Raw genomic sequence first — 13,295 nt, forward strand, 5'->3', positions numbered from 1 at the left:
AATTTTACATTTAATTGTTCAGAAATCATTAGTTTTGAAAACTACAAAAATACATATCAATTTGCTAAACAAGACAGAAATATGAAAAAATTATTGACGGTTTTATTTGCAATTCTTTCGTTGTCAGCGTATTGTCAGCTTATTGACGATTTTTCCGATGGCGATTTTACTAACAACCCAACTTGGGTAGGCGATGTTGATGCGTTTACTGTAAATACTTCGTATCAGTTGCAACTAAACAGTAGCGGCTCGGATATATCGGCATTGTGTACTTCTATTCAAGTCCCGACGGAAGTGGAGTGGTCATTTTGGGTAAAATTACCTTTTTCTCCTTCGAGCAACAATAATGCAAGGGTTTATTTAATAGCCGATAACAGCGACTTAAAACAAGATTTAAACGGCTTTTATATTCAGCTTGGCGAATCCGGTTCCAACGATGCTATAGAACTAGTCAAGCAAAGCGGAAGTCAGCATACGGTTATTTGTCGCGGTCAAGATGGAGCCATAGCTTCGTCGTTTACGGCACGCATAAAAGTTACTCGCACCGACGATGGATTGTGGTCGATATATAGCGATATGAGCGGAAATGAAAACTACATTTTGCAAGCTACCGGCAACGACAATACGCCTATTGTAGGACAATACATGGGAGTTTATTGCAAATACACGACTTCCAACAGCAATAAGTTTTATTTCGACGATTTTTGTGCAGGTGCTATACAATACGACACCACTCCGCCGCAAGTGCTGTCGGTTAAGCCAATTTCCGATAATTCAATTGATATTGTGTTCAACGAAGCCGTTACAGATGCTACAGCCGGCAATGCCAATAACTACAAGCTTTTGCCTAACAATATTACTCCTTATCAGGTGGAGGTTTTAGACCATGCGACAGTCAGATTAATTTTTAATATTTCCTTTGAAAGCGATTTAATTTACAAGGTTCAGATTAAAAATATTTCCGATTTGGTTGGTAATGTAATGCCACAGACGGAAGTTGAATTTGCTTTTCATTCTGTTTCAGCATTCGATGTTTTGATAAATGAAATAATGGCTGACCCAACGCCTGTTGTTGGCTTGCCCGATGCCGAATATATCGAGTTGTACAATCGCACTGATTTTCCTATTAGTCTTGATAATTGGAAAATGAAAATAGGAAGATATTATAAAGATATATCTGATTTTACATTAGCACCTAAATCGTACGTTATACTTTGCGATGATGGCTCTGTTCCGCTTCTATCGGAGTATGGCGATATAATAGATTTTGAAACTTTTTCGTTGGCAAATTCGGGTGCCACGCTCATTTTGTACGACGATTTGGGTAATGTTATTCATGCAGTTGAATATACCGACAAATGGTACAACAGCGATTACAAAAAAGACGGAGGTTGGTCTTTGGAATTGATTGACCCGAACAATCCTTGTGCTGCACAAAGCAATTGGAGTGCATCGGTTAGCGATTTGGGAGGAACTCCCGGAAGTATAAACTCCATTTATGCATCAAATCCCGATACTACCAACCCGAAAATTTTGCGTGTAGGTGTTATTGATGAGTTTAATGTAGAAGTTTGGTTTACCGAGACTTGCGACAGCATTCAGATTGCAGATGTAAACAATTATTCAATAGATAATAACATAGGCACACCGCTACGAGTTATTTTGTTTCCGCCTTTTTACAACAGAGTGCAATTGGTTTTGCCTACGGCTTTGCAAGCAGGAACTTTGTACAGCTTACAATGTTCGCAACTGATAAGCGATTGCGTTGGAAATACTTTTGTGCACACTGAGGGTGCAATTTTTGCAATTCCGACTCAAGCAGCCGAAAACGATATAGTTATTAATGAATTTTTGTTCAATCCGTTTGCCGGAAGTGTTGATTGGGTCGAGATTTGGAATGTGTCCGAAAAAGTTATCGATTTAAAAACCTTGGTTTTATCAAATTACGATACTTCTACCAATGCAATTTTGAGTTATCACGAAATATCCGAAAATTCGCTGCTGATGCTGCCGCAACAGTACTATGTGCTTAGTACTTCGCAAGAAAAAATTAAACCATACTACACCATACAAAATCCCGATGCTTTTATTGATATGAACTCAATGCCTACCATGAATAATGAAGACGGAACGATTGCCTTATGTGCCAAAGGCGGTGGGTTTATTGATAAAGTGGCTTACACTTCCGATATGCACTTTGCTTTGCTAAAAGATGTAAAGGGTGTTTCGTTAGAACGTATTAATCCGCAGACATCGTCGAGCCAGAGGAGCAATTGGCATTCGGCAGCAGAAACGGCAGGGTTTGCAACGCCCGGATACATAAATTCGCAATTCTCTCCGGTTGCGGTATCTGATGCACAATTGGACTTGGAACCCGAAGTGTTTTCGCCCGATAACGACGGCTACAACGATGTGTTGAAAATTTCAGTAAATAAAATAAAACCAGGAAGCGTAGTAAATATCACCATATTCGATTCTTTCGGTCAGATTGTTAGAAAACTGACTAACAACGAGCTTTCGGGAACATCGGCAGTGTTTTATTGGGACGGATTAAAAGATAATAACCAAAAAGCAAGTATTGGCAGATATATTGTCTTTGTTGAGGCATATGATTTGGAAGGCAAAGTCGTTAAATTGAAAAAGACAACCGTACTTGGGGGAAAGCTGTAAGTTTTTAGGTTAATTTTAATTGATTGTCCTATATGCTATTGGCTGGTGCGTGTTATCCCGAAGTTTCGGGACGGGTTGCGTGGTTCGTGTTACGTGTTGCGTGGTTCGTGGTTCGTGGGATTTTCGACTTCCAACAAATTCAGCTAACGGCTGTCTTACAGTGAGGGTTCGGTGCTACGCACCTTGAACGTATGTGCAATTTATTCTATAAATGGTTCGGTGCTAACGCACCTTTTTGGATAACACCTTTTATGGGAAAGATGGTGGCAGTTTGGTACTGTGCTTATTTTGTTGATAAACGCAGCATCTGTATTTTCGATGGCAAATAACAAAAGCCGTGTAACGGCGTCCCATTTGTAACTGCAAAACAATAAACTTAAGTTAGGTGCGTAGCACCGAACCATTAAACCCAGTGTGTGAAAATATTTAAACTCGGAATTCTTCCGAAATTTCGGAACGTAAATCCCATGCACCCTGCAACCCATCAATGGCTAATGGCTAAAAGCCAAGAGCCAAGAGCCAAGAGCCAAGAGCCAAGAGCTAACGACTATCTTACAGTGAGGGTTCGGTGCTACGCACCTTGAACGTATGTGCAATTTATTCTATAAATGGTTCGGTGCTACGCACCTTTTTGGACAACACCTTTTATGGGAAAGATTGTGGCAGTTTGATACTGTGCTTATTTTGCTGATATACGCAGCATCTGTATTTTCGATGGCAATTAACAAAAGCCGTGTAACGGCGTCCCATTTGTAACTACAAAACAATAAACTTAAGTTAGGTGCGTAGCACCGAACCATTAAATCCAGTGTGCGAAAATATTTAAACTCGGAATTCTCTCGAAATTTCGGAACTTAAATCCTATGCACCCCGCAACCCATCAATGGCTAACGGCTAAAAGCCAACAGCCAACAGCCAAGAGCTAACAGCTAACAATAAACAAGTCCGATGCTATTTGGTCGGCGAAAATGCGTTGCGTTTTTGTTAAGGTCAGGTGATTATCTATCTCTGAAAAACATTCGGTTTTGTGTTGTTTTTCAATTTGAGTTATTAAGTAGTTGTAATATTTCGAGCCGAATTTATTGCTAATCAGTTGTAAGTCAATTCCTATTGAAGTCCGAAGTGAGGTCATGATGTATTCGTTGAAATTATCGTTTAACGACAAATTTTCGCATTGAGCCGGAATTTTATTTTCGTTTATGCTCCTTATATATTCGGAAATATTACTTGTATTCCAACATCTGCGATTGTTGTTGAAGGAATGAGCTGAAGGTCCAATTCCCAAATACGGCGTATATTGCCAATAAGCGGAGTTATGTTTCGACTCAAAATTATCCACAGCATAGTTAGATATTTCGTAGTGATTGTACCCTTTTCCTGTCAAAAAATCTTCAATCAAAAAGTATTGCTCTGTACTTGTGTCTTCGTTGGGAGATGCTTTTTTGTTATTTTCGATTTGCCATTTCAGTTGGGTTTTATCTTCAACAGAAAGCGAATAAGCCGAAATATGAGGAATTTTATTATCGCACATAAAAGCCAAATCGCTGATAAGCATGTTGTTATCAAGTGTTGGAATGCCGTAGATAAGGTCGATGCTCATGTTGTGGAAGCCGTGTTCCAAAGCACTTAGTATGCTATTGATAGCTTTTTCGCCGCTGTGGTTTCTGCCCAAATAATTTAAAGTCGCATCGTTTGTCGATTGTATTCCAATGCTCAGGCGGTTTATTCCAACGCTTTTCCACATCAGTAAGTTCTCTTTGCAAATATCTTCCGGATTGGATTCCAAAGTAATTTCTTCAACATTACTAATATCGAAATTTTTACTAACGGCGTTGAAAATGCTTTCAATTTGTGATTTATTAAGCATTGATGGAGTTCCACCGCCAAAATATATAGTTTTTATCGGGTTTTTATCGAAGAAATTTTTTTGCAGATGGATTTCTTTTACAATCGCATCAACGCATTCTTGCATTTTGCTTTTGGTGGCTAAGGAAAAGAAATTGCAATAACTGCACTTGCTACGGCAAAAAGGGATATGAACGTAAATTCCGCACATGCTATTTGTTTAGTATAATTCTTAATGTGCTTCCTTTTCCAACAACGGAAGATTTTACAAATATTTTGCCCTTGTGATAATCGTTAATAATTCTTTTGGCAAGGGATAGCCCTAATCCCCAACCGCGTAGCTTGCTAGTGTAGCCGGGATTGAAAATAGCTTTGTGCATATTTCGGGGAATACCTTTTCCTGTATCTTCAATATCAACCGTAACGGTGTGCTCTTGTTCGGTTATAATAATATTAATCTTGCCTTTTGAGCCGCCTATTGCGTCTATAGCATTTTTAATCAGGTTTTCTATAACCCAACCGAACAGTTGCACATTCAGCGGCAGCATAATAACATCCGACGAACTTGTAATTTTGTACGATATTTTTTGCGAAGTACGAGTTTTAAGGTATTTTACAACCGAATCGACGACAGAAACAATATCGGATTGCGTAAGAGTAGGTACTGAACCGATTTTAGAAAATCGGGAAGCGACCGTATTGAGCCGTTCCATATCTTTTTGCATTTCGCCGACAACATTAGGCTCAACATCTTTATCTTTCAAGTATTCCGTCCATGCTAGAAGCGAAGACAAAGGTGTTCCAAGCTGATGTGCCGTTTCTTTTGCAAGTCCAGCCCAAACCTGATTTTGTTCGCTGCGTTTTGAAGTGCTGAAAAGCATGTAAGAGATGAGAAAGAAAACGCCTATAATGGCAAATTGCAGGTACGGATAATAGCGAAGCTGTGTAAGAACTTTTGAATTTTTGTAGTAAATCCATTGGCTGCCTTTTCCTTCTATATCAAATGAGATAGGAGGATTTTCGGCTTTCATCTCATTTATAAGTTTGGTAACGTTTTCTTTATCGGATAGAATTTTTTCGGGGATATTTCCCGAAGCCACAACACAGTTGGCGGCGCTATCGTAGATAATAACCGGAACCGAAGCCGCATTGTTTACAATATCATCATAAAAAGAGCTGATAAGCGAGTTAATCATATCTTGTACTTCGGTAAACAGTTTCGAGTCTTTGTAGTATATGTAGTTGACTTCATCTTTGTAATACCTGATGGGTATAGGAGGATAAACCGAAAATTCTTTTTCAATGTAGCCTTTCATACCCGGAATCGAAGTAGAGGTAAATACAGTATTGACTGTGGCTCTTATGTTACCTTCTTCATCGGTTAAAATAACGGGAATTGTTTTATTACCTTCAATTATTAGATTGTAAAAACTGATATCTTCGTCTAATGAGGCTGCGGCTATTTTTTTTTGAGCTTCGGCGTACAGTTCTACCTTGGCTCTTTCTTCGTCTTGAATTTGTTTAAAAAATTTATTGGTCGAAGTAACAATCTGCGAACGTTGTTTGATAGTAACAGCCCAATTATGTATCCGCATTTTTTCGTCACGAGATATTTGCATTACCAGGTAATTCGAAACCCAGATAGAAAACATAATAATAACAACGGCAACAAGTAGTAATATCAGTTTCCAATACTGTTTTCTATTGTAAAAATCGTAGCTATTTGAATTGCCTGAATACATTCTGAAACAAATTGCTTACCTATCAATTTATTAGTTTTTTTTCTTCTCTTTCTCCTTCTCCTTCTCCTTCTCCTTCTCTTTCTCCATTTCTTCTTCTATTTTGAACAGTTCAGTTGCTCTTTTAATATCTTCAAGTTGTGCCGGAGTAGCTTTTGGGTATTTTATGTTTAATTTTTTAATGTTTTCAACTATTATATTAATGACTAATGTCCGCATAAACCATTTGTTATCGGCAGGGATAACGTACCATGGAGCGCAGTTAGTTGAGGTGTTGACGAGAGTATCTTCGTAGGCATCCATAAAATCTTTCCAATGTGCTCTATCTTCAACGTCTTTAATTGAAAACTTCCAGTTTTTATCGGGGTCTTCAATTCTATCCACCAAACGACGTTTTTGTTCGGCTTTTGAAATGTTAAGGAAAAACTTGATTATTACAGTGCCGTTGTTGGTAAGGTATTTTTCAAAGTTATTGATATCTTTAAAGCGTGTATCCCAAAACTTTTGGTTGTTTTTAACATCTTTTGGAGAGTTTGGAAGTCGCTGGTATTCAATAAGTTTAGGGTGCACTCTTGTAACAATAACTTCTTCGTAATACGAGCGATTAAAAATTCCGATTTTACCCCTTTCGGGAAGGCGTTTAATACATCGCCACATAAAATCGTGGTCTAATTCTTCGGGTGACGGAGCCTTAAAGCTGGTAATATCGCAACCCTGCGGATTTACACCTGACATAACGTGCTTTATTGTCCCGTCTTTGCCTGCCGCATCCATGGCTTGAAAAATAATCAAAACGGCGTATTTGTCTTGTGCGTAGAGAACTTCTTGCATCTCTTTAAGTTCGCTAATACTGCTTTGGATTTGTTCTAATGCTTCTGTTTTGTTGTTAAAGCCGTCAATATCAGGTTTAGTCATCTGACTAAAACGTCTATGAGCTTTGGGGTTATAAATATAACGTTCTGTATCCATAGTGTTTGCGGTTATAGGTTTGCCCATTTTAAGTAAGGCGATGTTTTATTTTCAAAATTAGAAATGTTTTCAAAAATTTCAGAAATATTATCGGAAATTATAAGCTGGTTTATGTATTCTTCTTTAATAAATTTTTGGCTTATGCTGAATTTAATAAAATCTAAGAGCTTGTTGTAGTAGCCGAGTATATTGAATAATGCGACAGGTTTTGAAGTAACTCCTATTTGGTTTAGACTGATTATTTCGAAAAGCTCATCCAAAGTGCCCAAACCGCCTGGAAGTGCAATAATAGCATCAGATTTTTCAATCATAACTTGTTTGCGTTCTTGCATATTTTCTACTTCAATAAATTGCGTGAGGTCTTTTTTGGCTATGTTAAACTTAATCAGTTCTTTTGGCATAATTCCTATAACTTCGCCATTGTTCTCCAAAACTGCATCGGCAAGAGTTTGCATAAGTCCAAGCTTACTACCGCCGTATATTAAAGTCATGTTGTTTTTGGCAAGATATTCGCCGAGTTCTCCGGCTTTTTTAATGTACATGGGGTTGCTTCCTGAGGACGAGCCACAGAATACGCAGATGGTTTTTATATTATTAGTTTCGGTCATTTATTATGTGATATGATGAAAACACAAAGGTAAAAAAAATTTGTTTTAATGCTTGATTTTGCATTTTTCTTTTAATAATTAGTTAAGGCTTAGCCGGAAACGTATTTAAAGTTAAATTCTTCGGCAAATATGGCTTTTAGTTTGTCTTTGACTTCCGACAAGTTCAAACTTTTATTCAAAATTTTTTGCATAGATGTAGCCGAATTACTTGCAAATCCGCAAGGGTTAATCATGTTGTAATAACTTAAATCGGTATTAACGTTGAGAGCCAAACCATGCATGGTAATGCCTCTGCTGACTCTAACACCTATTGCACATACTTTTTGTTCGCCGATATTGTCGATGTTTTTAGTCCAAACGCCGGTAGCATGATCAACACGGTGAGTCTTGATATTGTAAAGTGCGTTAAGTTTTATGATAACTTCTTCTAAGGAATTTACATATTGTTTTATTCCGATATTGAATTGCGACAAATTAAAGATTGGGTAGCACACAATTTGTCCGGGACCGTGATAGGTAATATCACCGCCCCTATTGGTATTATAAAATTCAATTCCTAATTGTTTGAGTTGAGCATTATTTATCAGCAAATTGTTTTCGATTCCGTTTTTACCCAAAGTATAAACGTGATTATGTTCGACAAAAAGCAAGTAATGTGAGGTTTTAGCGTTGGAGTCGGTTTTGGTTGCAGCAATACTATTCAGTAGGTCTTCTTGATACTTCCATGCTTCCCCGTACTGCATCGTACCTAAATCTTCAAAAATTACTTCTTCTTGCATTTTGCTGATACGTTATTTTACAATATGTTTTTCGGCGTGATAGCTGCTTCTGACAAGAGGTTTGCTTTCGACAAATTCAAAACCGATATCTAAGCCTACTTTTCTATATTTTTCAAATTGCTCAGGAGTAACGTATTCTTTTACAGGCAAATGATTTGGCGTGGGTTGAAGATATTGTCCTACTGTAAAAATCTTGCAGCCGGCATTGTATAAGTCTTGCATTGTTTCAACCACTTCGTCAAAAGTTTCGCCCAAGCCAACCATAATTCCTGATTTTGTTCTAACACCGTTATCAGCCATATATTTAAGCACTTTGAGGCTGGTTTCGTATTTTGCGGCACTACGCACAAGAGGCGTAAGCTGTCGTGTTGTTTCCATATTGTGCGAAATAATATCGGGTTTGGCGTCAATAACTTGCTGTACAAGGTCGGTATTGCCTTTAAAGTCGGGAATAAGAGTTTCTATTGTCGTTTCCGGACATTTGAGTTTGATTTTTCTAACCGTTTCCGCCCATATTGCAGCACCGCCGTCGGGGAGGTCGTCTCTATCAACCGAAGTGATAACAACATGTTTGAGATTTAAAAACTTAACCGAGTCGGCAATGTTGTCGGGTTCATTTTGGTCGGGAGGCAAAGGTTTACCTGTCATCGTAGCACAAAACTTGCAGCTGCGAGTACATATTTCGCCGAGTATCATAAAGGTTGCCGTGCCTGCGTTCCAACATTCGCCCATGTTAGGGCATTTGCCGCTGGTACATATAGTGTGTAAGCCTTTGGCTTCTATTATCGACTTCACTTTGAGGTAGTTGTCGCCTTTTGGAAGTTTAATTTTAAGCCAATCAGGCTTGCGTAAAGGCTGTTCTGATTGTTTCATTTTGCAAAAATAAAATATTGGAGTTATTAACGGCTTAACGAGCTGATTTATTTTTATTGCTGTAGGATAATACCTTAAAAAAATAGTTCTGCGGCTTATGTTTAATGCCTTTGGCTCTTAGCCTTTAGCTTTTGGCTTTTTTGTGGTTGGTGGTTGGTGATGGGTGATGGATGATGGGTGATGGATGATGGGTGATGGATGATGGGTGATGGGTGATGGGTGATGGGTGATGGATGATGGGTGATGGGTGATGGGTGATGGGTGAGTTTTGAGTTATGAGTTAAGAGTCAGGAGTTGATCCCGAATTTTCGGGACGAAACTCTAAACTAGGAACTCGAAACTAACTCGTACCCCGCAACTCACAACGCCAACAGCAATTTATTTTATAATATTAGTCTATTTTCACACTTTACTCACATCGTCGTTGTTATCAGACGAGTCTTCATCTAAGAACTTCATATTGTTTGGGTTAAATGGGCTCTTGGAACGGTGTTCGCGAACGTATTTGAAACCGACTCTGTACAGGTAAAATACATAAGGAATAAAAATCAACAACATTAAGTTGTATCCTGTCATCAAAAAGAAATCGTAAAGTCCGTGTAACATCCACGGAACAACGAATGCCAATGTTGAATACCTGCTTTTTTTGCCGTCTTTTTTAAATTTAGCCAATCCGAGATAGTAACCCATGGTAACTCCAAATATAGCGTGAGCCGGCACAGCCGTAATAGCTCTTAGCAATCCGACGTTAAGAGAGTTTTCGGAAAACACGTACATTATGTTTTCAACGCAAGCAAAACCCAAGCTTACAGAAACGGCATATACAATGCCATCGAACTTTTCGTTAAACTCTTTGCTGCGCCAAAACAGTATTATTGTAGCTAAAAATTTAAACAACTCTTCGGAAAAGCCGGCAACAATAAAGCCATCGTAAAAAGCCGACATTATTTTATTTCCTTCAAAAATATTTAGCAAACCCAAAAACTGCTCAAGAAAAATGACTGGAATAATTATAAAAATTCCACCTACAAAGCCTTTAATTACAAGGCGTATAGGCTCTCTTTCGTATTTATCGGAAAAATAAATATAAAATAGGATTATTAATACTGGGGCAATGGCTATTGTGAAGAGCATAAAGTTTTTTTACGAATAAATATTTATTTTGTGTTCAAAATTTGTTCAAGTAGGTGTTCATACCATTCTTTGCCGTACTTTTCAATCAGGGGTTCTTTTAAGAAAATGTACAAAGGTACGTTATCAGCTTCTCCTTTAACCAAAGCATCTTGACATATGTACCATTTTTGGTAATTAACCACTTCGGTTCCGTCGCTGAGTTTGCTGAGCCTTATAGGGTATAAAAAGCAAGATATAGGTTTTCTGAAATTGATTTTTCCATCTCTGAATGCTTTTTCTATGGCACATAAAGCAATATCACCATCGTAAACCATGAAAGTACAGGCTCCTTTTTCTTTCAGAGAAGTAACAAATTCTCCATCATCATCGTAATCAAAGGTTCCGTACTTCTCCAACGCTTCTAAGCCTTCTTTATCCATGTATTGTTTGATGATTTCGATATTTTCTTCGATAGTTTCAATTTCCGTTTCTAAAATAGGAGCTCCGGCATCGCCTTCGATGCAACATATCCCTTTGCAGGCTTTAAGGTCGCAGCTGAATTTAACATATTCTATGTCGTCGCTAACGAGTACATTATCAACTATAATCATTTTCATTAATATTGTAAAAACGGATTATTATTTTTTTCATGTTCTATGGTAGATGCAGGACCATGTCCGGGGTAAACAACGTAACTGCCGTCTAATGAGAGCAATTCTCGTTCTATACTTTCTAAAAGCGTGTTGTGGTCGCCGGTAGGTAAGTCGCTTCTGCCAATGCTACAGTTAAAAAGCACATCGCCGGTTATAACGTATTTTTCCTTGTGGTTTACTAAGCAAATACTGCCGTCGGCGTGTCCGGGAGTGTATCGTACTTCAAGTTCGGTATCGCCGAATTTAACAATGTCGCCGTGATTTAAAAATTCACCTGGATCTCCTATGGGTTCCAATTTTAATCCCATAACTGAGCCGAACTCTTTTGCAGTATCTATAAAAAGTTTGCTCTTTGGGTGACACAAATAGGGAATATTCCATTTTTTTTGAACAAAATTATTGCCCAAAATATGATCGACGTGCATATGCGTATATACTATTTTGACAGGTTTAAGATTGTTTTCGCTGATATATTCGGATAAAATATTTTCTTCGTATTCTCCGTAACAACCCGGATCAATAATTACACAACTGTTGTCGGATGAAGAAATTACATATGTATTTACCTGTACAGGATTGAAAACTAAAGTGTTAATTTTGCTCATATTATGTTTTGTGTTAGTGTTAAAATGTAGTGTACAAGGTGTTTGTTCACCTTATTTGCTACTTATTCTACAAAAATAAAATTTTTACAAATATAGGGTTTTGTTAATCATGGGAAGATTAACCTTGATAAATTATTGTAATCTGTTTTATAGTTGGCTGTTAGCTTTTAGCCATTAGCTCTTGGCTCTTGGATATGATTAGCCAACGGCTAACAGCCAAAAGCCAAAGGCTAATTGTTCATTGCTCATTGCTCATTGCTCATTGCCACCACCCACCACCAGCTATTGATTAAACTTCAACTTCAATTCTTCAATCGCTTTACCTATCTCATTTTTAGCGTCAGTATCCTTTTCTGTTTTATGAGCGGAAATTAAGTCGGGCAGGTAAGTTAGGTAGCCCATATCCGAAATATATTTGGCAGCACAAACTCTTACATCAGCAGAACTGTCGTACACAAGACCTTGCACCCATCGTTTGGCACTCCACGAGTTGTTTTCTTTAAGCCATTGCAAAGCATCCGTTTTTTGTGAGGGTGTACCTTTTAGCAGTGTCGAATAAAAGGATTGCTCCTTTTTAAGCATTTCTATTGTAAATAAAATCTCCTTATTGAAAACGTATGGATTAACAGTTTCGGCAGGGTACGAGACAAGAGGTTTTCCAACAACAAACCTTACCATACGGGGAATCATCCACTGCATTCCCGGAGTTGCTTCTGGATGTGCTATGCAGCTAAATACCAAACCTTTACCGTAGCTATTTGATATAAAAAACGGTTTATCGTTTGTCATATTTGCAGGTGCGTTGCCTTCTTCGTGTACATCACTTTCCATTATTGCCAATACCTCGTATTTGATGGTATCATCGGGAGCTTCGACAAAAACAGGACCTTCGTAGTACATCACATAAGACATTGAATCGTTGGCAATTTCAGGAAATATTTGTTTTCCTGCGGGACTTAATGAAAATTTGGCTACACCGTGCCCTCTGTTGTCGTGTTCAATATCAATAGCCATTGCACCATTGATACTTATGCAAGAATAGTCGGGAGTATTGGAAAATAGATACGCTCCGGCGCAAATACCAACGGCTCCGCCTCCTTCGGTAACAAATTCCTTTATTCTCTCAATATTATTGTGTCCCAAATTCAGATACTGTCTGCTACCACCACCGCCGGGTATTATTATAGCGTCTAACGAATCGAGAACTCCGTTTGCAATATCTGCCGAAGTAATATATCTAACAATCATTTCGTTATCGATTTGCACAGCAGCATAGGCTTCCCATTGGCAAACTTCGGCTCCGCCGTGACCTTTAAAAACACCGACTTTAATTTTATTGTCGTTTTCTGTGTTAATAGTACGATTGCACGATGCAATGCATAAAATAGAAAGGAGTAAAATTAATAATACTGATGTTTTTTTCATAAAAATGAGTTTTGCT

11 protein-coding genes are annotated in these 13,295 nt (G+C 38.1%); 1 reads left to right on the top strand and 10 read right to left on the bottom strand.

Features of this window, described 5'->3' with window-relative positions; translation table 11 throughout:
* Positions 1 to 81 precede the first annotated feature (81 nt).
* Positions 82 to 2,670, top strand: coding sequence for a lamin tail domain-containing protein (locus tag PHP31_00065; GenBank protein MDD3737677.1), 2,589 nt, complete (start codon positions 82 to 84; stop codon positions 2,668 to 2,670).
* Positions 2,671 to 3,592: 922 nt separating this feature from the next.
* Here the strand turns inward: PHP31_00065 and hemW are convergent.
* The 10 genes from hemW to PHP31_00115 form a co-directional block, all read right to left on the bottom strand.
* Positions 3,593 to 4,726 (bottom strand): radical SAM family heme chaperone HemW, encoded by a 1,134-nt coding sequence (gene hemW / locus PHP31_00070; GenBank protein ID MDD3737678.1) that lies wholly within the window; start codon positions 4,724 to 4,726, stop codon positions 3,593 to 3,595.
* A 1-nt stretch (position 4,727) separates the two neighbouring features.
* On the bottom strand, positions 4,728 to 6,257 hold the full coding sequence (locus tag PHP31_00075; protein MDD3737679.1) for a HAMP domain-containing sensor histidine kinase: 1,530 nt from the start codon (positions 6,255 to 6,257) through the stop codon (positions 4,728 to 4,730).
* A gap of 30 nt (positions 6,258 to 6,287) precedes the next feature.
* Positions 6,288 to 7,223, bottom strand: a complete 936-nt coding sequence (locus tag PHP31_00080; GenBank protein ID MDD3737680.1) for a polyphosphate kinase 2 family protein — start codon at positions 7,221 to 7,223, stop codon at positions 6,288 to 6,290.
* Between the two features lie 11 nt (positions 7,224 to 7,234).
* Positions 7,235 to 7,831 carry a TIGR00730 family Rossman fold protein gene (locus PHP31_00085; GenBank protein ID MDD3737681.1) on the bottom strand — a complete coding sequence of 199 codons (597 nt, stop codon included), beginning with the start codon at positions 7,829 to 7,831 and terminating at the stop codon, positions 7,235 to 7,237.
* An 89-nt stretch (positions 7,832 to 7,920) separates the two neighbouring features.
* Positions 7,921 to 8,610, bottom strand: a complete 690-nt coding sequence (gene lipB, locus PHP31_00090) for a lipoyl(octanoyl) transferase LipB (protein ID MDD3737682.1) — start codon at positions 8,608 to 8,610, stop codon at positions 7,921 to 7,923.
* A 12-nt stretch (positions 8,611 to 8,622) separates the two neighbouring features.
* Positions 8,623 to 9,483 carry a lipoyl synthase gene (gene lipA, locus PHP31_00095; GenBank protein MDD3737683.1) on the bottom strand — a complete coding sequence of 287 codons (861 nt, stop codon included), beginning with the start codon at positions 9,481 to 9,483 and terminating at the stop codon, positions 8,623 to 8,625.
* Between the two features lie 402 nt (positions 9,484 to 9,885).
* The gene (locus PHP31_00100) at positions 9,886 to 10,617 is read right to left on the bottom strand and encodes a PrsW family glutamic-type intramembrane protease (GenBank protein MDD3737684.1); all 732 of its coding nucleotides are present in this window, start codon (positions 10,615 to 10,617) and stop codon (positions 9,886 to 9,888) included.
* A 23-nt stretch (positions 10,618 to 10,640) separates the two neighbouring features.
* Positions 10,641 to 11,207, bottom strand: coding sequence for a DUF3109 family protein (locus PHP31_00105; GenBank protein MDD3737685.1), 567 nt, complete (start codon positions 11,205 to 11,207; stop codon positions 10,641 to 10,643).
* A 5-nt stretch (positions 11,208 to 11,212) separates the two neighbouring features.
* Positions 11,213 to 11,854, bottom strand: coding sequence for an MBL fold metallo-hydrolase (locus PHP31_00110; GenBank protein MDD3737686.1), 642 nt, complete (start codon positions 11,852 to 11,854; stop codon positions 11,213 to 11,215).
* 282 nt (positions 11,855 to 12,136) lie between these two features.
* Positions 12,137 to 13,279: a BPL-N domain-containing protein gene (locus PHP31_00115; protein ID MDD3737687.1), complete on the bottom strand. Its 1,143-nt coding sequence runs from the start codon at positions 13,277 to 13,279 to the stop codon at positions 12,137 to 12,139.
* Positions 13,280 to 13,295: the final 16 nt, after the last annotated feature.

This window comes from Lentimicrobiaceae bacterium, assembly GCA_028697555.1.
Taxonomy (GTDB): domain Bacteria; phylum Bacteroidota; class Bacteroidia; order Bacteroidales; family UBA4417; genus UBA4417.

Excerpts from the sequence above, each read along its gene's own strand:
- lipA (MDD3737683.1), bottom strand. The coding sequence starts at position 9,483 with ATGAAACAATCAGAACAGCCTTTACGCAAGCCTGATTGGCTTAAAATT.
- PHP31_00075 (MDD3737679.1), bottom strand. The coding sequence starts at position 6,257 with ATGTATTCAGGCAATTCAAATAGCTACGATTTTTACAATAGAAAACAG.
- PHP31_00065 (MDD3737677.1), top strand. The coding sequence starts at position 82 with ATGAAAAAATTATTGACGGTTTTATTTGCAATTCTTTCGTTGTCAGCG.
- PHP31_00115 (MDD3737687.1), bottom strand. The coding sequence starts at position 13,279 with ATGAAAAAAACATCAGTATTATTAATTTTACTCCTTTCTATTTTATGC.
- hemW (MDD3737678.1), bottom strand. The coding sequence starts at position 4,726 with ATGTGCGGAATTTACGTTCATATCCCTTTTTGCCGTAGCAAGTGCAGT.
- PHP31_00080 (MDD3737680.1), bottom strand. The coding sequence starts at position 7,223 with ATGGATACAGAACGTTATATTTATAACCCCAAAGCTCATAGACGTTTT.
- PHP31_00100 (MDD3737684.1), bottom strand. The coding sequence starts at position 10,617 with ATGCTCTTCACAATAGCCATTGCCCCAGTATTAATAATCCTATTTTAT.
- PHP31_00085 (MDD3737681.1), bottom strand. The coding sequence starts at position 7,831 with ATGACCGAAACTAATAATATAAAAACCATCTGCGTATTCTGTGGCTCG.
- PHP31_00105 (MDD3737685.1), bottom strand. The coding sequence starts at position 11,207 with ATGATTATAGTTGATAATGTACTCGTTAGCGACGACATAGAATATGTT.
- PHP31_00110 (MDD3737686.1), bottom strand. The coding sequence starts at position 11,854 with ATGAGCAAAATTAACACTTTAGTTTTCAATCCTGTACAGGTAAATACA.
- lipB (MDD3737682.1), bottom strand. The coding sequence starts at position 8,610 with ATGCAAGAAGAAGTAATTTTTGAAGATTTAGGTACGATGCAGTACGGG.